General features: G+C 30.2%; 31 protein-coding genes and 1 riboswitch. Of the genes, 26 read left to right on the plus strand and 5 right to left on the minus strand.

The annotated features are described in order from the left end of the window. Positions 1–98 precede the first annotated feature (98 nt). The 3 genes from IO99_RS03855 to IO99_RS03865 are packed head-to-tail and all read left to right on the plus strand — an operon-like array spanning position 99 to position 1167. Positions 99–461, plus strand: coding sequence for a DUF2089 domain-containing protein (locus IO99_RS03855; protein WP_035130549.1), 363 nt, complete (start codon positions 99–101; stop codon positions 459–461). Between the two features lie 16 nt (positions 462–477). Next, the gene (locus IO99_RS03860; protein ID WP_035130552.1) at positions 478–870 is read left to right on the plus strand and encodes an SHOCT-like domain-containing protein; all 393 of its coding nucleotides are present in this window, start codon (positions 478–480) and stop codon (positions 868–870) included. A 27-nt stretch (positions 871–897) separates the two neighbouring features. After that, positions 898–1167 (plus strand): hypothetical protein, encoded by a 270-nt coding sequence (locus IO99_RS03865; protein WP_035130555.1) that lies wholly within the window; start codon positions 898–900, stop codon positions 1165–1167. A 58-nt stretch (positions 1168–1225) separates the two neighbouring features. On the opposite strand, the gene IO99_RS03870 is transcribed toward IO99_RS03865, so the two are convergent. Then, a complete protein-coding gene (locus IO99_RS03870; RefSeq protein WP_035130558.1) occupies positions 1226–2344 on the minus strand; it encodes a leucine-rich repeat domain-containing protein in 1119 nt (372 codons plus the stop codon). A gap of 491 nt (positions 2345–2835) precedes the next feature. Between IO99_RS03870 and IO99_RS03875 the strand changes: the two genes are divergently transcribed. From IO99_RS03875 to IO99_RS03965, 19 genes are all read left to right on the plus strand, one after another. Beyond that, complete coding sequence (locus IO99_RS03875; RefSeq protein WP_035130561.1) at positions 2836–3969, plus strand: 1-propanol dehydrogenase PduQ; 1134 nt, start codon at positions 2836–2838, stop codon at positions 3967–3969. A gap of 245 nt (positions 3970–4214) precedes the next feature. After that, the gene (gene eutS, locus IO99_RS03880) at positions 4215–4562 is read left to right on the plus strand and encodes an ethanolamine utilization microcompartment protein EutS (RefSeq protein ID WP_035130564.1); all 348 of its coding nucleotides are present in this window, start codon (positions 4215–4217) and stop codon (positions 4560–4562) included. 8 nt (positions 4563–4570) lie between these two features. After that, positions 4571–5002 (plus strand): EutP/PduV family microcompartment system protein, encoded by a 432-nt coding sequence (locus IO99_RS03885; protein WP_035130567.1) that lies wholly within the window; start codon positions 4571–4573, stop codon positions 5000–5002. Between the two features lie 21 nt (positions 5003–5023). Next, positions 5024–5596, plus strand: a complete 573-nt coding sequence (locus IO99_RS03890; protein ID WP_035130570.1) for an ANTAR domain-containing response regulator — start codon at positions 5024–5026, stop codon at positions 5594–5596. Further along, complete coding sequence (locus IO99_RS03895; protein WP_035130573.1) at positions 5589–7013, plus strand: sensor histidine kinase; 1425 nt, start codon at positions 5589–5591, stop codon at positions 7011–7013. Before IO99_RS03890 ends, IO99_RS03895 begins: the two co-directional genes overlap by 8 nt. Positions 7014–7144: 131 nt before the next feature. Beyond that, a complete protein-coding gene (gene eutA / locus IO99_RS03900) occupies positions 7145–8578 on the plus strand; it encodes an ethanolamine ammonia-lyase reactivating factor EutA (RefSeq protein WP_035130576.1) in 1434 nt (477 codons plus the stop codon). Positions 8579–8595: 17 nt separating this feature from the next. Further along, on the plus strand, positions 8596–9960 hold the full coding sequence (locus IO99_RS03905) for an ethanolamine ammonia-lyase subunit EutB (RefSeq protein ID WP_035130578.1): 1365 nt from the start codon (positions 8596–8598) through the stop codon (positions 9958–9960). A gap of 13 nt (positions 9961–9973) precedes the next feature. Beyond that, positions 9974–10864, plus strand: a complete 891-nt coding sequence (eutC, locus tag IO99_RS03910; protein ID WP_035130580.1) for an ethanolamine ammonia-lyase subunit EutC — start codon at positions 9974–9976, stop codon at positions 10862–10864. Positions 10865–10881: 17 nt separating this feature from the next. Further along, positions 10882–11535, plus strand: a complete 654-nt coding sequence (gene eutL, locus IO99_RS03915; protein ID WP_035130583.1) for an ethanolamine utilization microcompartment protein EutL — start codon at positions 10882–10884, stop codon at positions 11533–11535. Positions 11536–11550: 15 nt separating this feature from the next. Beyond that, entirely contained in the window at positions 11551–12231 is a 681-nt protein-coding gene (locus tag IO99_RS19595) for a BMC domain-containing protein (protein WP_051823905.1), read from the plus strand. After that, positions 12231–13709 carry an acetaldehyde dehydrogenase (acetylating) gene (locus IO99_RS03925; RefSeq protein ID WP_051823906.1) on the plus strand — a complete coding sequence of 493 codons (1479 nt, stop codon included), beginning with the start codon at positions 12231–12233 and terminating at the stop codon, positions 13707–13709. The genes IO99_RS19595 and IO99_RS03925 overlap by 1 nt, the downstream gene beginning before the upstream one ends. A 49-nt stretch (positions 13710–13758) precedes the next feature. Continuing rightward, positions 13759–14049: an ethanolamine utilization microcompartment protein EutM gene (gene eutM / locus IO99_RS03930; RefSeq protein WP_035130585.1), complete on the plus strand. Its 291-nt coding sequence runs from the start codon at positions 13759–13761 to the stop codon at positions 14047–14049. Positions 14050–14121: 72 nt separating this feature from the next. After that, positions 14122–14901 carry an ethanolamine utilization cobalamin adenosyltransferase gene (locus IO99_RS03935; RefSeq protein WP_035130586.1) on the plus strand — a complete coding sequence of 260 codons (780 nt, stop codon included), beginning with the start codon at positions 14122–14124 and terminating at the stop codon, positions 14899–14901. A gap of 16 nt (positions 14902–14917) precedes the next feature. Next, complete coding sequence (gene eutD / locus IO99_RS03940; protein WP_035130589.1) at positions 14918–15544, plus strand: ethanolamine utilization phosphate acetyltransferase EutD; 627 nt, start codon at positions 14918–14920, stop codon at positions 15542–15544. A 22-nt stretch (positions 15545–15566) separates the two neighbouring features. Next, positions 15567–16253: a TIGR02536 family ethanolamine utilization protein gene (locus IO99_RS03945; RefSeq protein ID WP_035130591.1), complete on the plus strand. Its 687-nt coding sequence runs from the start codon at positions 15567–15569 to the stop codon at positions 16251–16253. An 11-nt stretch (positions 16254–16264) separates the two neighbouring features. Beyond that, the gene (locus tag IO99_RS03950; RefSeq protein ID WP_035130595.1) at positions 16265–16537 is read left to right on the plus strand and encodes a EutN/CcmL family microcompartment protein; all 273 of its coding nucleotides are present in this window, start codon (positions 16265–16267) and stop codon (positions 16535–16537) included. Then, positions 16530–17075 carry a BMC domain-containing protein gene (locus IO99_RS03955; protein ID WP_035130596.1) on the plus strand — a complete coding sequence of 182 codons (546 nt, stop codon included), beginning with the start codon at positions 16530–16532 and terminating at the stop codon, positions 17073–17075. Before IO99_RS03950 ends, IO99_RS03955 begins: the two co-directional genes overlap by 8 nt. Before the next feature lie 81 nt (positions 17076–17156). Further along, the gene (eutH, locus tag IO99_RS03960) at positions 17157–18251 is read left to right on the plus strand and encodes an ethanolamine utilization protein EutH (RefSeq protein WP_035130598.1); all 1095 of its coding nucleotides are present in this window, start codon (positions 17157–17159) and stop codon (positions 18249–18251) included. A 2-nt stretch (positions 18252–18253) separates the two neighbouring features. Beyond that, a complete protein-coding gene (locus IO99_RS03965) occupies positions 18254–18724 on the plus strand; it encodes a cupin domain-containing protein (RefSeq protein ID WP_035130623.1) in 471 nt (156 codons plus the stop codon). A gap of 129 nt (positions 18725–18853) precedes the next feature. Here IO99_RS03965 and IO99_RS03970 read toward each other — a convergent pair whose 3' ends face one another. The 4 genes from IO99_RS03970 to IO99_RS03985 form a co-directional block, all read right to left on the minus strand. Further along, positions 18854–19918, minus strand: coding sequence for a lysylphosphatidylglycerol synthase transmembrane domain-containing protein (locus tag IO99_RS03970; RefSeq protein ID WP_242844084.1), 1065 nt, complete (start codon positions 19916–19918; stop codon positions 18854–18856). Positions 19919–19920: 2 nt separating this feature from the next. Continuing rightward, complete coding sequence (locus IO99_RS03975; RefSeq protein ID WP_035130605.1) at positions 19921–20625, minus strand: polysaccharide deacetylase family protein; 705 nt, start codon at positions 20623–20625, stop codon at positions 19921–19923. After that, positions 20625–21719 (minus strand): MGDG synthase family glycosyltransferase, encoded by a 1095-nt coding sequence (locus IO99_RS03980; protein ID WP_035130608.1) that lies wholly within the window; start codon positions 21717–21719, stop codon positions 20625–20627. Before IO99_RS03980 ends, IO99_RS03975 begins: the two co-directional genes overlap by 1 nt. A gap of 235 nt (positions 21720–21954) precedes the next feature. Further along, entirely contained in the window at positions 21955–22815 is an 861-nt protein-coding gene (locus IO99_RS03985) for a DMT family transporter (RefSeq protein ID WP_035130610.1), read from the minus strand. 275 nt (positions 22816–23090) lie between these two features. After that, a riboswitch (cobalamin riboswitch) is annotated at positions 23091–23263 on the plus strand. 159 nt (positions 23264–23422) lie between these two features. On the opposite strand from IO99_RS03985, the gene cobT reads away from it, so the two are divergent. From cobT to cobS, 4 genes are read left to right on the plus strand one after another with little or no spacing between them, the layout of a single operon-like run. Further along, positions 23423–24496: a nicotinate-nucleotide--dimethylbenzimidazole phosphoribosyltransferase gene (gene cobT / locus IO99_RS03990; RefSeq protein ID WP_035130612.1), complete on the plus strand. Its 1074-nt coding sequence runs from the start codon at positions 23423–23425 to the stop codon at positions 24494–24496. A 59-nt stretch (positions 24497–24555) separates the two neighbouring features. Further along, entirely contained in the window at positions 24556–25143 is a 588-nt protein-coding gene (cobC, locus tag IO99_RS03995; protein ID WP_035130614.1) for an alpha-ribazole phosphatase, read from the plus strand. 45 nt (positions 25144–25188) lie between these two features. After that, positions 25189–25740 carry a bifunctional adenosylcobinamide kinase/adenosylcobinamide-phosphate guanylyltransferase gene (cobU, locus tag IO99_RS04000; protein WP_035130616.1) on the plus strand — a complete coding sequence of 184 codons (552 nt, stop codon included), beginning with the start codon at positions 25189–25191 and terminating at the stop codon, positions 25738–25740. A gap of 15 nt (positions 25741–25755) precedes the next feature. Then, a complete protein-coding gene (gene cobS / locus IO99_RS04005; protein WP_051823907.1) occupies positions 25756–26571 on the plus strand; it encodes an adenosylcobinamide-GDP ribazoletransferase in 816 nt (271 codons plus the stop codon). Positions 26572–26774 lie beyond the last annotated feature (203 nt).

The raw sequence follows: 26774 nt of genomic DNA on the forward strand, positions 1-26774 counted from the left end.
AAAAATTAATTTTTTGAATAATAATATTAATTATTTTCAATGTATATATTTACAATTAAAAGAATATGCCGTATAATTTTATTTAGGAGGTGGCAAGAATGTATAAGGCATTAACAAGATGTCCTGTTTGTTCAGGAAAATTGAATATAAAAAGGCTACAATGTGATGAATGTAATACTGTAATTGAAAATAATTTTACTTTTTCAAAGTTTGAGAAGTTAAATCATGATCAATTAAGGTTTGTAGAAACCTTTTTACAATATAGAGGAAATATAAAAGATGTAGAGAAGGCATTAGGAATTTCTTATCCAACAGTAAGGGGTAAGTTAGATGAAATAAATGAAGTATTAGGGCTATCTAGTAAAAAACAGCATGAAATTGATAGAAAACATGTAATTACAAAGTTAGAAAATGGTGAGATAACTTCAGATGAAGCTATCGAACTTTTAAATAAAATATAAATTAGGGGGAGTAATCATGGAAGATAAGTTAAGAATTTTAAAAATGGTAGAGGAAGGAAAGCTTACAGGGGAGCAAGCAAGTAAACTTCTAGAAACCTTAGAAAAGAACGATGGAGATAAAGTAAAAGGCGAAGATGATGATGAATTCTTTAAAATACCAAAATCAACTAACGGGACTAGAATGCTTTATATAAGGATTAAATCTCACGATGGAGAAAATGTTAAAGTTACAATACCACTAGAGGTTATAAAAATAATGGCTTCTGCTGGTAGTAATGTAATTGAAAGTATGGACAAATATGATATCAAAATTGATATGATATTAGAAGCTATTGATAAAGGTGTTGTAGGACCAATTGTACAAGTAGATACAGATGAGGGAGATAAAATATTGATAGAAATAGCTTAAAATCATATATTAAGGGGATTTGAGTAGATGATTATCAATATAAAAGAATCAGGGGAAAATAAGAGTAGAAATATATGTATACCAAGGGTTTGTATTTCGCTAGGAATATTTGTACTACCTTTAGCATTAAAATCCATGTATAGGAAAAAAAATAATAGTAAAACCAAGGTAGCAATTAACAATAAAGAAATGAAGAACTTAAAAAAAGCAATTAAGTATCTTAATAAAAAATATAAAGGCTTAGTTCTTGTAGATATAAAAACCAATGAAGGAGAAAGTGTAAAAATAGTTATATAGATAATATATGTATGTATTTTAAAGAGATGATCAGTTTGATTAAAGTCATTATGTAAAACTACATAATGACTTTAATACCTTTAGATTCAGCCTGTTTTATGAAATCCTCTAAATTTACAATATAACAATTTTTTAAACTAATAGTTTTCAGTGTAGGTATATCAAAAAGTTTAGAATAATCTGATATGTAAGCGTAGGATAGATTCAAGGTTTTTAGATTATTTATAACTTCTATTCCATCTACAATTAAAGGACCTTCTAAACATAGAGAGAATTCCTCTACATTAGGAAAATTTTTCAAAGTTGAAAGCTGAAAATCACTGCTAAAGCTGATGGTTAAGTTTTTTACCTTTGGGAATAATGGCAGACTATTTATAGAATCAGTTTTAGGATATATAAGTTTAAAAGTATCTATTTTATCAAATAAGGCTACTTCACTTAAGACATTTAAGTTGCATCTGTGTATACTTAAAGTCTTTAAATTATACAACTTAGTAATAGGTAAATAATCTAAAATTAATCCATCATCATTAATATCCAAGGTGTTTAAATTTTCAATGTATTCTAAGCCTTTTAGATTAGATACATTTTTTATTTTAAGTATATTTACATTTGAAAGTTCAGTTTTATTCAAAGAATTTAAAGAATATGAATTCATACCTATGGCTTTTTTTACAGTAGTATTAAGGTTAGAATCTTTTATAATTCTCTTAGAATATATGTAATAATTAATTGAAAAGAAAGTACATATAGATAAAATCACCATAATAATTTTTAGATATTTTTTACTATGGAATTCTTTTGTAACTCTGTAGATTATAGATATACCTAAAGATAATATAAGAATTATATGACTAGGTATGTATATGTATAATTTAAACAATAAATAATTTAAAATCATGGGAATGGTTATAATATAACTGATAATAATAAAATTAGAAGAGTGAAATTCATTAAAATTAGTGATGGTTATAATTACAGTTATACATAATAATACAATCCATGGCAAAGGAAATTTACCATCTAGGACTAATAGATTTGAAAAGAATATATTAAATATCATAAAAACAATGAGAAAACTTATAGAAATAATATACCAAACATTACATTTAGATTCTTTAGGATATAAAGTAATAATATTATTTTTTACATTAGTTTTATAAAAAAAGTTTTTCATTCCGTCCTCCTAGTATTAAGGGTTATAATGTTATACAAATATTATATTTTAAAAATAGTCATATGTAAACGTATAATAGACTCGAGAAAATGTAATATTTAACGGCAAATTTAGAGGATTTTATAATAAAAAATATTTAAAACAGAAAAATTTTTTAATATTTATTAATATAAATAAAAATACTGTAGAAAATAGTAGTTTAAGAGATAAATATTATAGTATAAATATAATATTCAATTAATTAATAAGTTTACATTTTAATTAATTGAATATTTATTGACTTTTATTTTTTAAAATAGTATATTGAAAATATGTACAATGAAGTACTTAAAGAGCAGTGAAGCTCCATAGGATTATTCCTATGGAGCTTTTTGTGGTTGTTTTTAGGGTAAATTTAATAATGAATTTTCTTTTAATAAACTTACTGCATAAATAGTTAATTAATTTTAAAGACTATATTGTAAATAAGATAGTCTTGAAAGGAGTTTAAGATGAACAATTTTAAAATTAAAACTCAGATTTATTTTGGTCAAGGAGCTTTAGAACGGTTAGAGGAAGTAGGAAATAAAAAAGTTTTTGTAGTTACAGATCCTTTCATGGTGAAATCAGGAATGATTAATAACATAACAGAAAAATTAAAAAGTGCTAACATAACTATATTTAGTGATATAGTTCCAGATCCACCTATAGAGCTTATAGTTCAAGGTATAGAAGAGCTTCAGAAAGTTAAGCCAGAAGTGTTGATTGCTCTAGGAGGAGGTTCTTCAATAGATGCAGCTAAAGCAATAATGGATTTTGCGAAGAAAATTACATCTGTCACAGATATGGAATTTATAGCTATCCCAACTACAAGCGGTACAGGTTCAGAGGTTACATCTTTCTCAGTAATAACAGATAAAACTAAGGGAACAAAGTATCCATTAGTTTCAGATGATCTATTACCAGATGTGGCTATATTAGATCCAGAACTAGTGAAAAGTGTACCTGGATCAATTACTGCAGATACAGGTATGGATGTAATAACCCATGCTCTTGAAGCTTATGTATCTACAAATGCTTCTGATTTTTCAGATGCTTTAGCTGAAAAAGCACTTATACTATCATTTAAATATCTTTTAAGAGCATATAATAATGGTGAAGATATAGAAGCTAGAGAAAAAATGCATAATGCATCATGTCTTGCTGGAATTGCATTTAATTCAGCTTCTCTTGGATTAAATCATGGGATAGCCCATGTTCTAGGCGGCAAATTCCATGTACCTCATGGAAGAACTAATGCTTTATTATTACCTTATATAGTTGATTTTAATGCTGACATAGTAGGATATGAGAATAATGAGTTTTCTAGAGCTGCTATTAAATATGCTAACATAGCAAAATTATTAGGATTACCTTGTAGTAATGCTAGAGCAGGAGTTAGAAGTATTGTAAATGAAATTAAAAAATTACAAAAGGAAATGAATATGCCTACCACTTTAAAAGCTTGTGGTGTATCTATGGAAGAATTAGAAAAGCTTAAAGAAGAAATTGCAAACAGTGCATTATTAGATGCATGTACTGCAACTAACCCTAAAATACCTACTCCTCTTAATGTTATTGAAATTATCGGAAAAATTAAAGAATAACATCAAAAAATGGGTTGACAGTATAAAATTTTGAATATATAATCGAAATATACACAAAGTAGTGTAATGGTTTTAAGCAAAGGGGCTTCTTGAAAATATTATGTTTTCGAGGAGCCTTTATTATTTTTATAAAATTATAGATTTATTTAAGAATAGTTGTTAAAACACAGGTAATACTAAGACTAATAATTTATATGAAAATATTATTTTAGTGTTGTCTCTAAATGCAAAGGTAAGGTGAGTATATGAGTGACGATAAGCAAAGGATCATACAGGAGTTTGTTCCAGGAAAACAAGTAACCCTTGCACATATAATAGCAAATCCTACAGAAGAGCTTTATAAAAAGCTAGGTCTTGTAGCAAGCACTAGAGATGCTATTGGTATTTTAACTATAACTCCAAGTGAAGGTTCTATAATTGCTGCTGATGTAGCTACAAAAGCTGCTGGAGTTAATCTTGGGTTTGTAGACAGATTTAGTGGTTCACTTGTTATAACAGGAGATATTAGTTCTGTAGAATCAGCATTAAAGGAAGTTACTTCTGTACTTGAAGGATTATTACAATTTACCTCTACAAAAATTACTAGAACCTAGGAGGTAACATGAAAAAAGTAATATTTATAGGAAAGACTGGAAGTGGAAAGACTACTTTGTGTCAAAAGATTCACGATTTAGATTTAGAATATAAGAAGACTCAATCGGTAGAAATTTATGATGAGTCTATAGATACTCCAGGAGAATATCTAGAAAATAGATCTTACTACAAAGCTTTGATAGTAACATCAGCAGATGCAGATGTAATTGCACTAGTATATGATTGTACTTCAGAAGAATCGTACATAGCACCAGGTTTTTGTAGTATGTTTGCTAAAGAATGTATTGGGATAGTGACAAAGATAGACATTGCTCAAAACAAAGATAGAATAAAATATGCTAAGGAAATCTTAAATGAGGCTGGAGTATCTAGAATATTTGAAGTAAATACTTTAGATGGAACTGGCATAGAGGAATTAATTAAATATTTAAGTTCATAATATAGAGGAGAATAATTAAATATGAGTAAAAAAATCATAATAGTCGATGATGAGCCTATTATTAGAATGGATATCAGAGATATCTTAGAAGCGGAGGGTTACAATGTAGTAGCAGAGGCTTCAGATGGGTTTAGTGCTGTAGAACTTTGTAAAGAGCATAAACCTGATTTAGTAATTATGGATATACAGATGCCTATACTTGATGGCATAGGAGCCAGTAAAAGAATTAGACTTGAGCATCTTGCAGGTGGAATACTTTTATTGACAGCCTTTAATGATACTGAATTTATAGAAAAGGCTAAAAGTGTAGGAGCATATGGATATCTGGTGAAACCTTTAGATGAAAAATCATTTATTCCAACAGTGGAAATGTGCTTAGCTAAAGTAGAAGAGTTTGAAGAGTTAGAAAATAACCTGGAGAAAGTTACATCAAAGTTAAACGAAAGAAAATTAATAGAAAAAGCAAAAGGTATACTTATGAAAGAATTAAATTCCGATGAAGAAGAAGCTTACAGATACATTAGAAAATTAAGTATGGATAGAAGATGCTCTATGATAGATATTGCAAAAACCTTAATAGTGGCTTATGAATAAGATAAAAGAATTATGTAATATTTATACTAATCTTACTGATGAAGATGTTAATAAAATCATAGAGGTTTCTAGCTCTATTGAGTTAATAGCTAATTTAGAGGAATGTGATGCTTTTATAGATGTGCCATCAAAAAATCCAGAAGAAGCTATAGTGGTTTCAGAAGGAAGAAAAAAAGAATCTATTTATACTAATTCTGTAGTAGGGAAAAAAGCTTTAAGAATTAATGAGCCTGGTGTAATAAGAACTCTAAAAACCGGTGAGGTTTTTAAAGGAGTAAGAGCTTTAACACAAGAAAATAGATTTGTAAGGCAAAAGGTATACCCGATTTATAATAAGGAAAAAATAATAGGAGTAATTATTGTTGAGGATGATATAAGTAATGAAATAAAAGAAGATTTTACTATTCCTAATGATGGCTCCAAAAGCAAAAGACAAAAGACACATCAGCTTATGAACTTGATAAATTCCAATAGATTGATAAATGATAACTTAGAATCTGCCATTTTAGTTTATGATGAAAATGGAATATTAAGAATTAAAAATAGAAAAGCTGATATGATTTACATAGGTAGGGGATATAATGAGCTTGAAGGAATGCATTATGATGACTTGTCCTTAGATAATACCCTATTTACTAATATTAATAAAATCTTAGAGATTACAGAAGATAATAAAGTAATAACAAAGGAAATAAAAGTTGGTAATTTTTATTATGGAATAAAAAGAATACTGATTAAGGAAGAAGACTTGAGAGTTATTGAAATAGTTCAAGATATAACAGATATAAAGAATAAGGAAGCTGAAATAATCTCTAAATCTGTTGCTATAAGAGAAATTCATCATAGAGTAAAGAATAACTTACAAACTGTAGCTTCACTTTTACGTATTCAAGGGAGAAGATGTGATAGTGAGGAAGCAAAGGTAAGTCTTCAAGAAAGTGTGAATAGGATTCTAGCTATTGCAGCAACTCATGAACTTTTATCTAAGGATATAAGTGATGAGGTAAAGATTATGAAGGTTATAAATGCTATAGTAGATAATGCTAAAAGATGTTTTTTAAACATTCAAAAGGAAATTAACATAGAAGTATCAGGTGATGATTTTTATATTGATACAGATAGAATTACTGCAATATCTCTTATAATTAATGAATTAATACAAAATTGTTATGATCATGCTTTTAATCATAGGGAATGTGGCACTATAAAAATTATTGTTACTGAGCAGGAAGAGTTTAGAGAAATATCAGTAGCTGACGATGGAGTTGGTTTTGATACTTCCATAGATAAATCTTCTAGCTTAGGAATGTCTATAGTAAAAAACTACGTATCTGATAAATTAAAAGGTGATATAGATATATTTTCTAATGATGAGGGAACTAGAATTAAATTTAGATTTCCTATAAAACTTGAATAAAATAGAACTACATTGAAGTAGTTTGATTTAAGCAAAGAGGCTTAAAGTTAAAAAAATTAATTTTCATAGTTATTTGAAAGATTAATTTGATAGCTTTAAGCTTTTTTATATTTGTATTTGGAGGTGATTTAATGAGAGAAGAACTTTTAAGTGTTGGAATTGATATTGGAACTAGTACAACTCAACTTGTATTTTCGAAACTAATCATAGAAAACACTGCTTCAAGTTTTTCAGTACCTAGAATATCAATAGTTGATAAAGAAGTAGTTTATAGAAGTGATGTTTATTTTACGCCACTTAAATCTATGACAGAAATTGATGCTGAGAAAGTTAAGGATATAGTATCTTTAGAATATAAAAAATCTGGTATCAATAAGGATGAAATACAAACAGGAGCTGTAATTATAACAGGTGAAACTGCTAGAAAAGAAAATGCCAACGAAGTACTGCATACTTTAAGTGGATTTGCAGGAGACTTTGTAGTTGCTACAGCAGGTCCAGATCTCGAAAGTATTATAGCAGCTAAAGGTGCAGGAGCTCACATTTACTCCAGTGAACATTCTACAAGTGTAGTTAATCTAGATATTGGTGGAGGAACTACAAATTTAGCTGTGTTTACTAGAGGAGATTTGAAGGAAACTGGATGTCTAGATATAGGTGGAAGACTTATAAAACTCGATAAAGACACAAATAATATAGTATATATTGCACCTAAAATACAAAATATTATAAATCAAAATAATTTTGATATAAAAGTTGGCTATAAAGCAACTAAAGAAATGTTGATTCCAGTTGTTGATGAAATGGTAAAGCTTTTAGAGGAAAGCGTAGGAATTAGGACTCAAACATCTATCTTTGAAATGATAGTTACTAATAAGTCTATTGCCTTAAATGAGGAGATTAAGTGTATATCTTTTTCAGGCGGAGTAGCTGACTACGTATATAATGAATCTCCTATAGAAGATTATTTTAAGTATGGAGATATAGGAATACTTCTTGGAGAAGCTATTAAAAACTCAGACTTATGTAAAAAATTAAAATTGGCGAGAGCAATAGAAACTATAAGAGCAACGGTAGTGGGAGCTGGCTCTCACACTATGGATATTAGTGGAAGTACAATTACATATACCCATGACAACTTCCCTATAAAAAATTTACCAATTTTAAAGCTCAGTTTAGAAGATGAGAATAGAGGTTCTGAAATTTTAGAAAAAGCTATATCAGAAAAAATTAATTGGTTTAAATATGAAAATGAACTTCAGAGTATTGCCATAGCCCTACATGGAAAGAAGAATCCTTCTTTTGCAGAAATACAAGACATGGCAAAGGGACTAGTAGGTGGGATGAAAGAACTGATTGATAGAAAGCTTCCACTTATTATAATTGTTGAAAATGATATGGCAAAGGTATTAGGTCAGGCTATTTACTCCCTTTTACATCTTGATAAGGACATAGTTTGTATAGATGGTATCAAGGTGGAAAATGGAGATTATATAGATATAGGAAAACCCGTAGCGGAAGGTAAAGTATTACCTGTAGTTATAAAAACATTAGTATTTAATTAACCGAGAGGAGGATTATCATGATTTTAAAAACTAAATTATTCGGAAAAGTATACCAGTTTAATTCAGTAATGGAAGTTATGGCAAAAGCAAACGAAGAAAAATCAGGAGATAACTTAGCAGGAATAGCTGCACAGTCAGCAGAGGAAAGGGTTGCAGCAAAAGTTGTACTTTCTAACCTTACATTGTCTGATTTAAGAAATAATCCTGCAGTACCTTATGAATTAGATGAGGTTACTAGAATAATACAAGATGACGTAAATGAAAAAATATATGCAGAAGTTAAAAATTGGACTGTAGCAGAATTTAGAGAGTGGCTACTAGATGATAATACTACAGGAGCTGATATAAGAAGAGTTTCAAGAGGAATAACATCAGAAATAGTGGCTGCTGTTGCAAAAATAATGTCTAATATGGACTTAGTATACGCAGCTAAGAAAATAAAAGTTACAGCACATTGTAATACAACTATAGGAGAACCAGGTACATTATCTGTTAGATTACAACCAAACCATCCAACAGATGATCCAGATGGAATACTTGCATCTTTAATGGAAGGATTAAGCTATGGTATTGGAGACGCAGTGCTTGGATTAAACCCAGTTGATGACTCTGTAGAGAGCGTAACAAAAGTCTTAAAGAGATTTAATGAATTTAAAGAAAAATGGCAAATACCAACTCAAACTTGTGTACTTGCACACGTTACTACACAAATGGAAGCAATTAGAAAAGGTGCGCCAGCGGATCTTATATTCCAATCAATTGCTGGTTCTGAAAAAGGAAATGAAGCATTTGGATTTACTGCTGCAACAATAGAAGAAGCAAGACAACTTGCACTTAAAGAAGGAACTGCTACAGGTCCAAACGTAATGTATTTTGAAACTGGTCAAGGTTCAGAACTTTCTTCAGATGCACACCATGGTGCTGACCAAGTAACAATGGAAGCTAGATGTTATGGATTTGCTAAGAGATTCCAACCATTCTTAGTAAATACAGTTGTTGGATTCATAGGACCTGAGTACCTATATGATGCAAAACAAGTTATAAGAGCTGGTCTTGAAGACCACTTTATGGGTAAACTTTCAGGACTTCCAATGGGATGTGACGCTTGTTACACAAACCATATGAAAGCTGATCAAAATGATATAGAAAACTTAGCGGTATTACTTGCTACAGCAGGATGTACATACTTCATGGGAATTCCTCATGGTGATGACGTAATGCTTAACTATCAAACAACTGGATATCAAGAGACAGCTACATTAAGAGAGTTATTAGGAGTAAAACCTATTAAACCTTTTGAAGAGTGGATGGGAAAAATGGGAATTATAGAAAATGGCAAGTTAACCAGAAGAGCTGGCGACGCTTCAATATTTTTAGGATAAGGGGGGACTACTGATGAACGAACAAGAATTAAAATTAATGGTTGAAAAGTTATTAGGAGAAATGGTAGAAAAATCAGGTAGTACTGACATAGTAAATCAAGTAGCAAATAAAATGAGTGCTGTAATAGGTTCAGTAGATGAAAATGGATGTATTCCAGATATCACAGAAATTGACCTTAAAAAACAACTTTTAGTTGAAAACCCTCATGATAGAGAAGGATACCTAAAAATGAAGGAAAGAACTCCAGCAAGAATAGGTATTGGAAGATCAGGTCCAAGATACAAAACTATAACTCAATTAAGAGTTAGAGCTGACCATGCTGCTGCACAAGACTCTGTGTTCTCTTATGTATCTGAAGATTTTATAAAAGAAAATAATTTAATACCAGTAAATACAATGTGTGTTGATAAAGATCAATATATAACTCGTCCTGATCTTGGAAGAAAATTTGATGAAGAAACTACTAAGTTTATAAAAGATAAGTTTTCAGGTCAAAAGGTATTAGTAGTAGTTGGAGATGGACTTTCTTCAGCAGCTATTGAAGCTAACTTAAAAGATTCAGTTCCTTCAATTAAACAAGGTTTAAAAATGTATGGAATTGAAATTGGAGATATATTATTTATTAAACATTGTAGAGTTGGAGCTATGGATGCTATCGGTGATGCAACAGGAGCAGAAGTTGTTTGTATGCTAGTAGGTGAAAGACCAGGTCTTGTTACTGCTGAATCAATGAGTGCTTATATAGCTTATAGACCAACAGCTAATATGCCAGAGGCTAACAGAACAGTTATATCAAACATCCATAAAGGTGGTACTACAGCAGTTGAAGCTGGAGCACATATAGCTGAACTTATAAAGACAATGCTTGATAAAAAAGCATCAGGAATAAATTTAAAAATATAATTTAGGGGGAATTTATTGTGATTAATGAAGCATTACGTCCAACCGTATTAAGCGTTAAAATAATTTCAAATGTAAGCCCAGAACTAGTTAAAAAATTAGAATTACAACCTCATCACAAAAGTTTAGGTATCATTACTGCTGATAGTGATGACGTAACTTACACTGCCCTTGATGAAGCTACAAAAGCTGCTGAAGTTGATGTAGTATATGCAAGATCAATGTATGCAGGTGCTGCTAATGCATCTACAAAACTTGCTGGTGAAGTTATTGGAATAATAGCTGGACCAAGTCCAGCAGAAGTAAGAAGTGGTTTAAATGCTACTATAGACTTCATGGAAAATGGATCACACTTTGTAAGTGCTAACGACGATAACTCTATAGCTTACTATGCACATTGTGTTTCAAGAACTGGAACTTATCTTTCAAAAGTAGCAGGAGTTAAAGAAGGAGAAGCAATAGCTTATCTTGTAGCTCCACCACTTGAAGCTATCTATGGATTAGATGCAGCTCTTAAGGCAGCAGATGTTGAGATGAAAGAATTCTTTGGACCTCCAACTGAAACAAACTATGGTGGTGGATTACTTACAGGTAGTCAATCAGCATGTAAGGCAGCATGTGACGCTTTTGCAGAAGCTGTCAAATCAGTTGCTCAACAACCAGTAAACTTTTAGGCGAAGGTTTAGTAAGTGAGTAAAGCATTAGGTCTAGTAGAAGTAAGAGGATACGTTGCAGCAGTAGAAGCTGCAGATTCTGCTCTAAAGGCTGCAAATGTTACTTTGATTGGACTAGAAAAAATAAAAGGTGGAATAACCACTATTAAAATTATTGGAGATGTAGGAGCGGTAAAGGCTGCAGTTGATGCAGCCAGGGCTTCTGTAGAAAGTTTAGGTACTTTTAGAACTGCTCATGTGATACCAAGAGTAGATTCCCAAGTTGAAGATTTATTCTTTGAAGGACATAAAAAATCACAAGAGGTATCTATAGAATCATCCAGTGAAAAAAGGGATACAAAAGATAAGGAAAAAACAGAAACTCCGGTTAAGAAAAAAGAAGAGGCTTTAGTCAAGAAAAAAGTAGAAACTTCTGAAGTGGGAATTGTAGAAAAATTTACAGAAGAAAAATCAGAAGCTAAAGAAGAAGCTAAAGAGGAAAATAAGGAAGTAGAGCCTCAAATAAACAATATAGAAGAAATTAAAAAAAATGATTTCAAAGATAATATAGATTATAACTCTATGAAAGTAGAAGAGTTAAGAAGATTAGTTAGAACTTTAAAAATTCCGAATATGACAAATAAACAAATTAAATTTGCCAAAAAGGATGTGCTTATTAAAACTATACTAGAATATAACAAAGCAGGTGAAAAATAATGGAACTTACAGATAAAGATTTAGCGTCTATACAAGAGGTTAGAAATCTAATTAAAACAGCTAAAGCTGCTCAAGCAAAGTTGGCTAAAAAATCTCAAGAAGAGATTGATAGAATAGTTAAGGCTATGGCTGAGGCTGCTGCAGCAAATGCAGAGAAGCTAGCTAAAATGGCAGTTGAAGAAACTGGATTTGGGATATGGCAGGACAAAGTAATTAAAAATATTTTTGGGTCTACATATATCTATGATTATATCAAGGATCTAAAAACTATTGGTATAGTTGCAGAAGATGAAGAGAAAAAAGTTATGGATGTTGCAGTACCTATGGGAGTAATTGCAGGATTAATTCCTTCAACTAATCCAACATCAACAACTATGTATAAAGCTCTTATATCATTAAAATGTGGAAACGCAATAGTATTTTCACCACATCCAAATGCTAAAAAAAGTATATTAGAAACAGTTAGAATTATTAATGAAGCAGCTGTAAAGGCTGGATGCCCAGAAGGAGTTATTGGATGTATTACAATTCCAACCCTTCAAGCTACAGATGAATTAATGAAAAACAAAGATACAGCTATGATACTTGCAACTGGTGGTTCAGCAATGGTTAGAGCAGCATACTCTTCAGGTACACCAGCACTTGGAGTTGGACCAGGAAATGGTCCAGCATTTATCGATAAGAGTGCTGATATTAAAGTTGCGGTTAAGAGAATAATGGATTCTAAAACTTTTGATAATGGAACAATCTGTGCTTCTGAGCAATCAGTGATTATAGAAGAAGCTATTAAAGATAGAGTAGTGACTGAATTCAAAAATCAAGGAGCATATTTCTTAAGCCCAGAAGAAGCAAAACAACTTGGTAAATTTATAATGAGAGCTAATGGAAGTATGAATCCACAAATAGTTGGTAAGAGTGTAGAAACTATTGCAAAACTTGCTAATTTAACTAACGTACCTTCTTCAGCAAGAGTACTTATTGCAGAAGAAACAGAAGTAGGACACAATGTTCCATATTCAAGAGAAAAACTAGCTCCAATTCTAGGATTCTATGTTGAAAAGAGTGTAGATGATATAGAAGCTAAGTGTAGAGAAATACTTATTAATGAAGGCGCTGGTCACACATTCTCAATGCACTGTGAAGACAAGGAACTAGTAAAAAGATTTGCTCTTAGTATGCCGGTATCAAGAATACCAGTAAACACTCCAAGTACTTTAGGAGGAATAGGTGCTTCTCTAAATATAGTACCTGCTTTAACCTTAGGTTGTGGAGCTATTGGTGGAAGTGCAACATCTGATAATGTAGGACCACTTCACCTTGTAAATATCAAAAAAGTAGCTTATGGAGTTAGAGAAATTGAACATTTTAGAGGTGGAAGTAGCAATTCAGTTAATGGAAATAATAGTTCACTTTCATCTGCAGACACAGAAGAGCTTGTTAATTTACTTGTTAAGAAAATAATAAGTGAATTAAGATAATAAAATAAAATTTCAAAGTATATTGGTTAAATTTAAGGAGGAATTTATAATGGCAAACGCAAATGCATTAGGAATGATTGAAACTAAAGGATTAGTAGCAGCGATAGAAGCTGCAGACGCAATGGTTAAAGCTGCTAACGTACAACTAGTAGGAAAAGAACAAGTTGGTGGCGGTCTTGTAACTGTACTTGTAAGAGGAGATGTTGGAGCTGTTAAAGCTGCTACAGATGCTGGAGCAGCAGCTGCTGAAAGAGTTGGAGAATTAATATCAGTTCACGTAATCCCAAGACCACACTTTGAAGTAGATGCTGTTTTACCAAAAACACAGGAAACAGTTTAATTTAGGTTTGTGTAGAGATGTATTGCTAAAATAAGCAATACGTCTCTTACATCTAATGAGGGATGTGAAGATATGTCAGTATTAACTGAAAGTGAAGTTAGAAGACAGTTAAAGGGAACAGACTTTAAGGAATATACCGAATTTAGAGTTCTAAAAGGGCAAATAGTAACCCCATCTGCAAAATCATTTTTGTCAGAAAATAATATTAAATTGAAGTATGTAGATTCTTTAGAGGAAGTAGTGCATGAAGTAAAAAAGGTAAAAGAAGAAGTACCTGTAAAGTTACAAACGAGAGAAGAAAAAAGTAAATATATAACTGTATTTGGTGCTGAATTAATGGAAAAACCTGAGCATATGACACATTTAAATGGAAACTTATTAGTGTTTAAAGATCATAAGATAATAGCGCTGAGAGGAAAGTTAGATTCTCTTGAGTCTAAGATATTGGAAACTCAAGTTATTACTCATAAATTAGGAGCTTCAAAGCTAACAGAAGACCTTGAAGAGATATTAAAGTTTGTAAGAGGTCTCCTTAGATGTGAAGTAGTTAATGAACCAGTAGGAGAATTTAAACTTCTTGGTATGACTCCAGAAGAATTGAGAGAAAAATCTCATTATCCAAAGAAATATTATGGGATTGGTCATGAGCCAGTAGCGTTTTCTATGGGTGAGGCTGTTGTGGCATTAAATTCTTGTAGAACAACTATAAGAGAAACTGAACTTTTAGCTTATACCGCATTTAAAGGGGAGTATGGTGATGTTCAAAGGCCGGATATAATAAAGGCATTAAATAGATTATCATCCTTGTTTTGGATAATGATATTTAAATATAGAACTGGAGAATACAGTTAAAGCAGGAGGATGAAATATGAATAATCTTTTAGTAGAAGATATCATAGATGAAGTAATAAAGAGAGTAAAAAAAGAAGCTTTTATAGAAGTTGAAGCCTCAGGAAAACACGTTCACCTATGTGAAGAACATATAAACATATTATTTGGACGTGATTATCAGTTAAATAAGGTTAAAGACTTATCACAACCAGGTCAATATGCATGTAAAGAAAGAGTTACTATAACAGGACCTAAGGGTTCACTAAAGAATGTTGTTGTTCTTGGACCTGCAAGGAAATCTACACAAGTAGAAATTTCATTAACTGATGCAACAGTTCTTGGAATTAAGGCTCCTGTTAAAGAGAGTGGTAAAATAGAAGGTACTCCTGGAATTACAATTTCTACAGAACGAGCTACTCTTACAATAGATAAAGGAGTAATTGTTGCTAAAAGGCACATACACATAACTCCAGAAGATGCAGAGAAGTTTGGTGTGAAAGATAAAGAAATCATTCAAGTAAAGGTTTATGGTAATAGACCCCTAATATTTGATGATGTTGTCATAAGAGTAAGCCCAGACTTTAGAACATATATGCATATAGACTATGATGAGGCTAATGCTTGTGGATTTACGAAGGGAACTCTTTGTAGAATAGTTAAGTAGGCCTCAAAAAGGAGGTATATAAATGAACTATGATAAACTTGTGGACTTAATAGTAAAAGAAGTTTATAAAAAGTTAGAAGAAACAAATAAAAATATTGTAAAACATAAGATAGCTGTAATAATTGGAGATGTAGAGTTGGATCCTATTACTAAATCTAATTTAGATGAAGAATATACTGTGACTTCATATAATGAAGAACAAATAGAAGCTGACATAGCCATAGTTTCTACACTATCTATAAAGTCCATGGCAAATATAGCTACGCTAACTGGTATTAATGAAGAAGAAAACTTTATCATTAATATGCTATTAGCAGGTAAGAAGGTATATGTCCTTGAAAATGGTCTAGAGTATAGAAAGTATAAAAATACTGCTCCAAGAGCACTATATAATAAGTATTTAAGCTTTGAAAGAGAGCTTAAAGTTTATGGAATTGATATAGTTGAGTTTATTGAAAAAGTTGAAGATAAAACCACAAGAAAAGAAGAGTATAAAAAAGTTGAAGATATTAGTATATTAGAAACTTCAAATTTTATATCAGAAGAGATGAGCTTCGAAATTAGAAATAAGAAACTTATTAGTGAGATGGATCTTAGGAAGCCATTTATGAATGGAATGAAATCTGTGGTAATAGATAAAAAAAGCATAATCACTCCATTGGCTAACGACTTTATAAGAATTCATAATCTGAAAGTTAAAAGAGTTTAGCGGAGGATAATATGGTTATAGGTAGAGTTGTTGGTAGATTATGGGCAACTAGAAAAGATGAAAAGCTAAATGGTCAAAAGTTTTTAATAGTGAGGCTACTTAAAGATATAGATGTAGAAGAAACAGGCTTTTTTGTAGCAGCGGATAGTGTAGGTGCAGGTACTGGAGACAATGTACTTATAACTAGAGGTGGTGCAGCTAGAGTGTCACTAGGAGAAAGAGATGTACCTGTGGATGCAACTATAATAGGAATAATTGATTCAATAGAGGTGGAAAATGAGTAAAAGTATTGGAGCAATTGATTTTAAAAGTATAGCTAAAGGCATTGAAGTTGCAGATGAAATGGTGAAAAAAGCTGATGTTGATGTACTATATCTTAAAACTATATGTCCTGGAAGGTTTTTGGTTATATTAACAGGAGATGAAGGTGCTATAAGAACAACCCTTGACCACGGGATTTTCTCTGGTCAGGGGCATATAATAGATAGTTGTATTATAAATAGTGTCCATAATAATATTATACAAGCTTTGAAAAGTAGGTTTGTAACTAAGGCTAATGGGGCCATAGGAGTAATGGAGACCAATAGCGTAAGTAGTGGTCTTAAAGCGTTAGATATTGCTCTTAAGGGAGCCAATTTAAATTTAGTAAAACTACAAGTAGCATCTGGAATAAGTGGTAAACTTGTTTATATTATTTCTGGTGGGCTTAGTGATGTAGAGCATGGAATAAATATAGCTAAAGAAGCTATAGAAGAAAAACGAATTGTTCATGCATCAGTAATACCTTCGCCAGATGAACTTATCATTAAGTATTTAACATAAAAGCTTAAACTTTAGTTTACACAGTTAACAGTATAAATAAATTGAATAAATAAAGAATTAACTTATTAAGGAGATGAAACAATGGGAATTAACGAGATAATCGTATATATCATGGTTGTATTTATGGCCCTTGGAGCCATAGATAAGTGTTTAGGAAATAAGTTTGGACTGGGAGAAAAGTTCGAAGAAGGTTTCATGGCTATGGGTTCTCTTGCAATTGCAATGATAGGAGTTATCTGTCTTGCACCAGTACTTGCAAATATATTAGAACCAGTAATAGTACCAGTATTTAATTTCTTAGGAGCAGACCCAGGTATGTTTGGAGGTACATTACTTGCAAACGATATGGGAGGAGCTTCGCTTTCTAAAGCTCTTGCAGTAGATTCTCAAGCAGGAATGTTTGGCGGATTAATAGTTGGTTCAATGATGGGTGTTACTATAGTATTTACAATTCCAGTTGCCCTTGGAATAATAGAAAAAGAAGATCATAAATTCTTAGCTATGGGAGTATTAGCAGGGGTTATTACAATTCCATTAGGAGCTTTTGTTGGTGGTCTTGTAGCTGGATTCCCAATCATTATGGTGCTAAAAAACTTAATTCCAATAGTAATAATTGCAGCACTTATAGCTTTAGGACTTTGGAAATTTGAAAATGCAATAATTAAAGGATTTACAGTTTTCGGGAAGTTTGTAGTAATAGTTATAACTTTAGGATTAGCAGCGGCTGTAATTGAAGCATTAACAGGAATTGTTGTAATTCCAGGAATGGCACCAATTTCTGATGGTATTGAAACTGTTGGAGCAATAGCAATAGTTCTTGCTGGAGCATTCCCACTAGTATACGTAATTACGAAAGTATTCCAAAAACCATTAATGGGATTAGGTAAAGTTTTAAAAATGAATGATATAGCAGCAGCTGGTATGGTTGCAACGCTTGCTAATAGTATTCCAATGTTCGGAATGATGAAGGATATGGATAACAGAGGTAAAATAATTAACGTTGCTTTTGCAGTATCTGCAGCCTTTGTATTTGGAGATCACTTAGGATTTACAGCAGGATTTAATTCAGAAATGATATTACCAATGATAGTTGGTAAATTAGTTGCAGGAATTACAGCAGTATTTGTAGCTATATTTATTGCAAACAATGCAGCTAAAAAGGAGGAGGCTAAATAATGATGGAAAATATCGATAAAAGCTTATTAGAAAAATTAGTTAGACAAATAATAGAAGAAAAACTTACAGGAGCTTCTAATGATTCTGTAGATTTTGTAAGAAATAAAGATGCAAGCGGAATTATCTCTGTTAAACTACCAACAGTTAGAGTAGACGAGTCAAATAGGCTTGATACTGGAAATAGCAGTGATATAGTATATACAAAAGATTTATTCACTCTTGAGGAAAGTAAAAGATTAGGTTGTGGAATAATGGAGATGAAAGAAACAACCTTCGATTGGACTTTAAACTATGATGAAATAGATTATGTTATAGAAGGACATCTAGACATAGTAATAGATGGAAGACTTGTATCAGCAGATGCTGGAGAATTAATTTTAATACCAAAAGGAAGCACAATTAAATTCTCAGTTCCAAACTATGCTAGATTCATATATGTAACATATCCAGCAGATTGGGCAACTCAAAACTAATAAATTAATTAACATACCAATACAGACTATATCCAAATTTTATTTAGATATAGTCTGTATTTTTAGTTTAAATATAAACTAATAGAATATTAAATATTCTATTACTGTAATTTCTATCAGAGCTTATTATTAATATAGATGACTATGTTGAATTTTAAGTCTACCATTAACTTTAATATGAATAATTATTGTTATTATGCTACTCAATAATAGAAAGGCATAAAAGCTAATTACACGGCTTAATAGCATTGCAGAGAGCAATAATTCTTTTGAAAAGAATATTTTAAATAATATCATAAAGCTACTTTCACTGGCACCTACTGCACCAGGCAAAGGCAAAGAAGAGACTGCTATAGTTAATAAGGCTTGTATAGAAAGTACATCTATAATGCCATAAGTATTTAATCCAAAAGATTTATATATGAAATATGGAACTAAATACATGGCTGTGATTTGTAAAACTGTAACTATTAAAACCTTAACAATTAGTAAAGGATTATTTTTGATATAATTAGCACCATTAGCATATTCATCAAGGTGAACATCAATTTTAGATAGAGTATACTCTGTATTTTTTATAATTTTAAATTTTGATAAGAGTTCAACAATAAATTTAATAAATTTACCAACTAAATTTTTAGAAAATATAGCTGCAAATATAAAACCTATTATAAATACATTTATCATAACTCCGTAAATTAACAGCCATTTAATGCCACGTATATTATTTATTATAAAAGTATATTTAAAAAGATACATAAGTAGTCCATATAAAAGCATTACTGATTGATAGACTATGGCAATTATTAACAAAGTTAAAGAAGAATAGGATATATTTATATTATCCTTTTTCATATAGTATACTTGTGCTGGCTGACCACCAGATGATGAAGGAGTAATAGCACTAAAGTAAAATCCAATAAAGGAATAACCAATACATTTTTTAAAAGGTACTTTTATATTTAAATTTTTAAGTATAATATAAATAACATAAGCTTCAAAAATTATAAATAGACACATCATAGAAAATGCTATGAATAAGTAAATAGGATTAATTGTGTTTATTACAGGGATTAGTGAAGTTATCGAAGTATCTTTAAAAAGTAAGTAAAAAGTAATAGCAATGAGTAAGAACATAAAAATTAAACTTCCATAGTAGTTTTTAAACTTGTCTTTTTTTATAGATTTTTGCACAATTAATGTCCTAACCTTTCTGGTGTTATAAATTTATAACCTACTAATTTTAACTTAGGTAAAACTGTAGATAATGCTTCAATGGTTTTAAGAGGAGCATTGAAGGCACCCCCTGAATTCTCTCCTGCATCATGTAGACATATAATAGAATTTCTATCAGTGCGTAGTATTAACTTTGAAGATATAGAATCTACTGTAGCGTATTTACTCCAATCTTCTGCCATAACATCCCATAAAATCATTTTTAAACTATACTTTTTAACAAAAAAGTTTGTAAAGATATTACTATGTCCCCAAGGAGGTCTATAATAGTTGATTTGATAATTGAAGTTTTTCATGATTTCTATACTATTTTTAAAATCTTTTTTCGTATATTTATAGCTATAAAAGAGAGCATTTTTATGAGCTAAAGAATGTAGTGCTATAGTGTGCCCTTCTTTATGCATACGATAGATTATTTCAGGATTATTCTTAGCATTCTCTGCAACAACAAAGAAGGTAGCTTTAATTTGATTTTCTTTAAGCACATCTAAAAGATTATTAGTATATCTTTCATCAGGGCCATCATCAAAGGTTAGCATTATTTCATTATCTTTATTAGTGAGTTTAATAATATTTGAATTTATATATTTGTTGTATAAAGTTGGTATAATTGAATGAATTAGAAAAATAATTATAATAATAGCCATTAAAGTAGTAAAGTACATTAAGCACACGCTCCATCCATATTAGGTTCTAAAGTAAGTAATACTTTTTCAATTGATGTACAATCAAATTGTTTTTTGAAATTTTTTATATTATTAGAAAGATTATCTAGTATTGCATCATCAAAAATAACTTTTTTTATTTTATCAAAACATTTATCAGGACTTGTCTCAAGAACCTTTCCAATACCATTGTTTAATATAAAGTTAGTATTATTAATTTCTTGTTGAAGAAAAGGCTTAAAGGCAATTAAAGGTGTTTCTGAGAAAATACTTTCAAATAAAGTTATTCCACCAGGTTTAGAAAGTATTAAATCTGCTTTTTGCATATATTTATAAACCTCATCAGTATATCCAAGTACATTAATATTTTCATATTTTCCATAAAGCATATTATAGATTTCAGTATTATTTCCTGTAATAACTGTAGTCTTTACATTTTCTAAAGAATTAAGCTGGTTATAAAATTCCTTAGACTTGGGTAATAGCCCTAATCCACCGCCCATAATAAGGAGCTGTTTTTCATTAGAAGAACTATTAGTTATAGATTTTTTAAATTCCTCTTTTACAGGTATTCCATTAATAAATATTTTGTTTTCAGGAACACCTTTTAAAATTAAATCCTTTTTTAAAGAGTTACTTCCAACTAAATAACAATTAGTATTATCATTAAGCCACTCTGAATGACTACTAATATCCGTTATGCAAGTTATAAGCGGAAGAGATGGATTATATTTCATCTTATATCTTGATATTAGTTGAGAGCAAAAGGGTAGAGTAGAAATAATAATATTAGGTTCTACATCTTTAATTAGGTTATCAAGCTTAGGAAGAAAGTATTTTAAAAACATAGGATTCATATTATATTTTCTATTTTCCGTAATTTTATAAACTTGATTATAAAACACACTACCTTTGTTCACCATAACATTAAAAGCCTTATAAATTGCATTGGAATAATTTGGTAATGAGTATTCAAAAACATCCTTTATAACTACTGATGCATTAGGATGATTAGACTGAATTTGTTCACATAAAGATTTAGATACTGAATAATGGCCCATACCAAATTTTCCTGTAAGAATTAATATTTTCATATTTTAACCCCCCATTAATTCTACATAATTTTTACTATGGTTTTATTTTACATGGTAAATCTTAAGAAATACCTTTAATAAATCTTAAGATTTATTAAAGATTTGGAGGAAATTATTAAGCTAAACATAAATTAATAATAAATTACTATATGAAATAGAGAAATAAAGACCTTATATATATAATAAAAAGGATTGTCTCAAAAGAATTAACTTTGAGACAACCCTTTTAAAAATATTATTTAAGGTTATCTAGTTTTTTATTGTACATAAACATGTAAAGTGAAGCAGAAAATATAACTATGTATCCTAAAATACTTATGATATCAGGGGATTGGTTAAATATTACCATGCTTATAATAGCTGAAAAGATTATATTAGAGTAATCAAAAATTGATATTTCTTTTGCAGGTGCATACTTATAGGCTAGAGTAATTCCAAATTGTCCTATAGTTGCAAAGATACCGGCTAATATTAAGTAGGTAAATTGAATCAAAGTCATAGGTGTATAAGAAAATATCATAAATGGAAAAATTGTTATTACAGAAAAGCAAGAAAAATAAAACACCACAGTATAATGCTTTTCACGGTTTCCAATGGCTCGAACGCAGGTATAGGCAGAGCCAGCAAATATGGCAGATGAAAGCCCTATGAGGTAAGGAATTATGTCTAAACTAAAAGCAGGCTTTATAATAAGTAGTGATCCAAGGAAACCAATAGCAATGATAGTAATATGCCTTAGCTGTAATCTTTCTTTTAAAAAGATAGCAGAGAAAAGTATTACAAAGAAAGGACTTAGCTTATTAAGCATATTAGCATCTGAAAGAATAAGATGGTCTATAGCATAAAAGTTTAATATTACTCCTAATGTGCCTAAAGTGGATCTCATAATAAGAAGCTTTTGGTTTTCTTTTTTGCCAAAGAAACTTTCTTTGTGATATATAATCATACCAAGGGCTATGACAAAAGAAACTATGTTTCTAAAAAAAGCCTTTTGCATAGAGGGTAAATCTCCAGATAGCTTTACAAAGGCAGACATCATTGCAAAGCCAAAGGCAGATAAAATAATTAATATTATTCCTTTAATTCTATTACTCATAGTACGTCTCCAATCTTAAGTTAATTTTTATAAACTATTTTAAAATACAGTTTATGTATCATAGTAAAGTTATAAATGCAATTCAAATGATATTACTTATCAATTATAATTATCCACTATTTCATAAATTTTTCAAGGGAATAGGGATATTTACGAATGTTATGTAAATTTAATTTATATTTATAGTTAATGACCTAAAGTTATATATGTATTATTTAATATGGAGTCCATAAAGATTGTTGAATAAGTTATGCTAGTAGTATATAATTTAAGTTAAATGAATAATAGTTTAAGGTACATTAAGTTTAATAGGGAAAGTGGTTAAAAGCCACTGCAGCCCCCGCTACTGTGTACGGATACAAGTCATGATACCACTGGTAATTTACTGGGAAGGGAATGATGAGGATAAGCCGTGAGCCAGGAGACCTGCCTAAAACTTTGTTAGTTGAGACCTTCGGAGGGAAGAGTATATCAAACTATTTTTTAGTTTAATAAATTTAGTTATGTGTATTAACACCCTTATCTTAGAGGATAAGGGTGTTTTTAGTTATAATAAAACTATTTACAGAATAAATTTTACAGAATAAATTTAGATGGAGTGATAAGAGTGGATGAATTAAAAAAGTTATTAAGTGGTATTGAAGAGGTAAATAGAGAAGTAATGAATAATTCTAAGAATTACATAGATCATTTAAGCAAACCTATAGGAAGTTTAGGAGTATTAGAAGAGATTGTTGTAAAACTTAGTGGTATTAAGGGTGAGCATATAAAAGAAATAAAAAAGAAAAATATAGTTATAATGTGTGCTGATAATGGAATTCAAGAATCAGGGGTTTCTTCATGCCCAAGAGAGGTAACAGCTACAGTTACAGAAAATTTTGTAAAGGGTACTACTGGAGTGTGTATATTAAGTAGATACTACAATAATGATACTACTGTGGTTGATATAGGAGTGGATAAGGAATTTACTGATCCTAGAATAATTAACAGAAAGATTAGATATGGTACAAGTAATATGACTAAAGGTCCTGCAATGACTAGGGAAGAAGCTATCAAAGCTATAAAGATAGGAATTGATATTGTTAAGGAGTTAAAAAATCAAGGATATGATTTAATAGGAACTGGTGAGATGGGAGTAGGTAATACAGCTACTTCTGCAGCTATAATAAGTGTATTCTCTGGAATTGATAGTGATTTAATAGTTGGTAAAGGCTCAGGTCTAACAGATGATGGATTGTCCCATAAAAAGGCTATGGTAAAAAAATCTATTGAAATAAATAAGCCTAACAAAAATGATGTAATAGATGTGCTTAGTAAGGTAGGTGGATTTGATATAGCTGGCCTTTGTGGAGTATTTTTAGGAGGTGCTATATATAAAGTGCCAGTGGTAATTGATGGGCTTATATCATCAGCTGCAGCTATTTGTGCAAAGGAATTAAGCTCAAAGGCTTCAGGGTATATGTTTGCATCTCACCTATCAGCAGAACCAGGAGCACAATATGCAATGAAAACTTTAGGACTTGAACCTATGTTTAGTTTAGGAATGAGATTAGGTGAAGGTAGTGGATGTCCAATAGCCTTTGGAATAATAGAGAGTGCTGTTTTTACTATGAATAATATGGATTCCTTTAATGAAGCTGGCATAGATAAAAAGGATTATATAGATATAAGAAAACAATAGAATATGAACCGGTGTAGATAGGTTATTGATATACAGATTTTTATAAAGGAGTGTAGTAATTGAAAATATATATAGTTAGACACGGTGAAACAGAAGAAAATATAAAAAAGACTTACTACGGGGATATAGACTGTGAGCTAACAGAAAAGGGAATTAAGCAAGCAGAATTGGTAGGAGAAAAATTGAAGCATATAAACTTTGATAAAGTGTTTTGTAGTGAAAAAAAAAGAGCAAAGGAAACCCTTAAAAAAATATATGAAGGAGAAGGGGTTAAAGTAGATTCTAGATTGAATGAAAGAAACTTTGGAATCTTTGAAGGAAAAAACTATAAGCAGTTACAAGATTCATTTAAGTTAGAATATGATACTTGGACAAATGATTGGAAGGAGTATTCCATAGAGAAGGGAGAGAGCTTTATAGAGGTTTATAATAGAGTGAAAAGCTTTATGGAAGAACTAAAAAAAGAATCAGTTGAGAATATACTTATTTGTACCCATGGAGGAATTATAAGAACAATATATACTTATATATTGGAAGGTAGTTTAGATAATTATTGGAGGTTTAATTCTAAAAATGCAGATTTGTCCATAATTAAATTAGAATACGGGTACTTTTATATTGATAGTATAATTCCAGTAGAATTTTAATATTAATTAATTTGTTTATGAGGATAAAAGAAGAGGAGAAAGAAAATGAGTAAATTAACTTTAGTTACTGGTGGATGTAGAAGTGGGAAAAGTAAATATGGAGAAAATCTACTTAAACATACTGATGATGTATTATATATAGCAACAGCTATAGTAACAGACGATGAAATGAAGCACAGAATAGAAAAGCATAAGGAAAGCAGAAATAAAAATTGGCAAACCTTGGAAAGCTATAAAGACTTATATAAAAAAATAGAGAGATTTACTGAAAGATATATTTTTTTAGATTGCGTTACTATAATGACTACCAATTTAATGTTTGAAATCACTACAAATTACGATAATATAAGTGATGATGAAACAGATAAAATATGTGATAGCATAAAGAATGAATTTACATTATTCTTAGAAAAGTGTAAAGAGTTAGATAAGGAAGTTGTATTAATTACCAACGAAGTTGGATGGGGATTAGTGCCTGAAAACAAATTATCTAGAATTTTTAGAGATATTCAAGGGTTTATAAATCAACATGTAGCAAATATTTGTGATGAGGTATATTTAGTTTGTTGTGGACAAGGACTAAAAATAAAGGGATAGACGAGGAGCAGTGTTATGATTAAAAATTTGATAATTTTAGCTATAATAGCTATTATGGTATTAGGAGCCATAGGAAAAGAAAAGATTTTCTTTAATAATTTTCTTTTGTTATTCCAATTTATAACTAGAATACCAGTAAATATATCTCTGGCTTGTGAGAAAGAAAATTTTAAAAAAGCTACTTTATATTTTCCCGTAGTAGGAGCTATTCTTGGGGCTATTGAATACTTAATTTTTTATATTACATCTATATGGTTGCCATTACCTATGGTTGCTATAATTACAGTTATAGTTGGAATATTTATTACAGGTGGACTTCACATGGACGGACTAGGAGATACCTGTGATGGATTCTTTTCTTTTAGAAGTAGAGAGCGAATAATTGAGATAATGAAGGATAGTAGAGTAGGTTCTTTTGGAGTATTAGCCATGATTATAGATATAGCAGTTAAGGCTTTAGGAATATATTATATAGGAACAAAATCTATAGGTTATATGATAATAGTAGTACCAATGATAAGTAGATTATTTACTGTATTTATTGCTTTAATAGGAAAGTCAGCTAAGAAAGAAGGTACTGGGAATTTTTACATTGGAAATACTAATGGTGTATATTTTACAGGAGCATTAACTCTTACTTTACTTATTGGAAGTTTATTCTTTAATATTAAATATATTATTATACTTTTACTTGGTGGACTTATAGTTACTATAATATTTAATCTGTTTTGTAATAGCAAAATAGGAGGGCATTCTGGAGATACCTTGGGTGCCAATAATGAAATTGTTGAGCTAGCTTTATTTATACTAATTAGTAGTATGATTTTTTAAGAAAATAATGGTTATCTATATATTTTTAAATCTGGTATTGATATAATTATAATATTGTTTAGAAAATTGTATATAATTAATATTGTAGTTTGCATCTTGAATTTTAAATTTAGGATGCAAACTTAATTTAAATATTATATTACTTAAATGTTAGCTCCGTAGAGAGTTTTATATTTTTGAAAATTAGAATATTATATTAGAAT

The sequence above is a fragment of the Clostridium sulfidigenes genome, assembly GCF_000732635.1.
Lineage (GTDB): Bacteria > Bacillota > Clostridia > Clostridiales > Clostridiaceae > Clostridium_J > Clostridium_J sulfidigenes.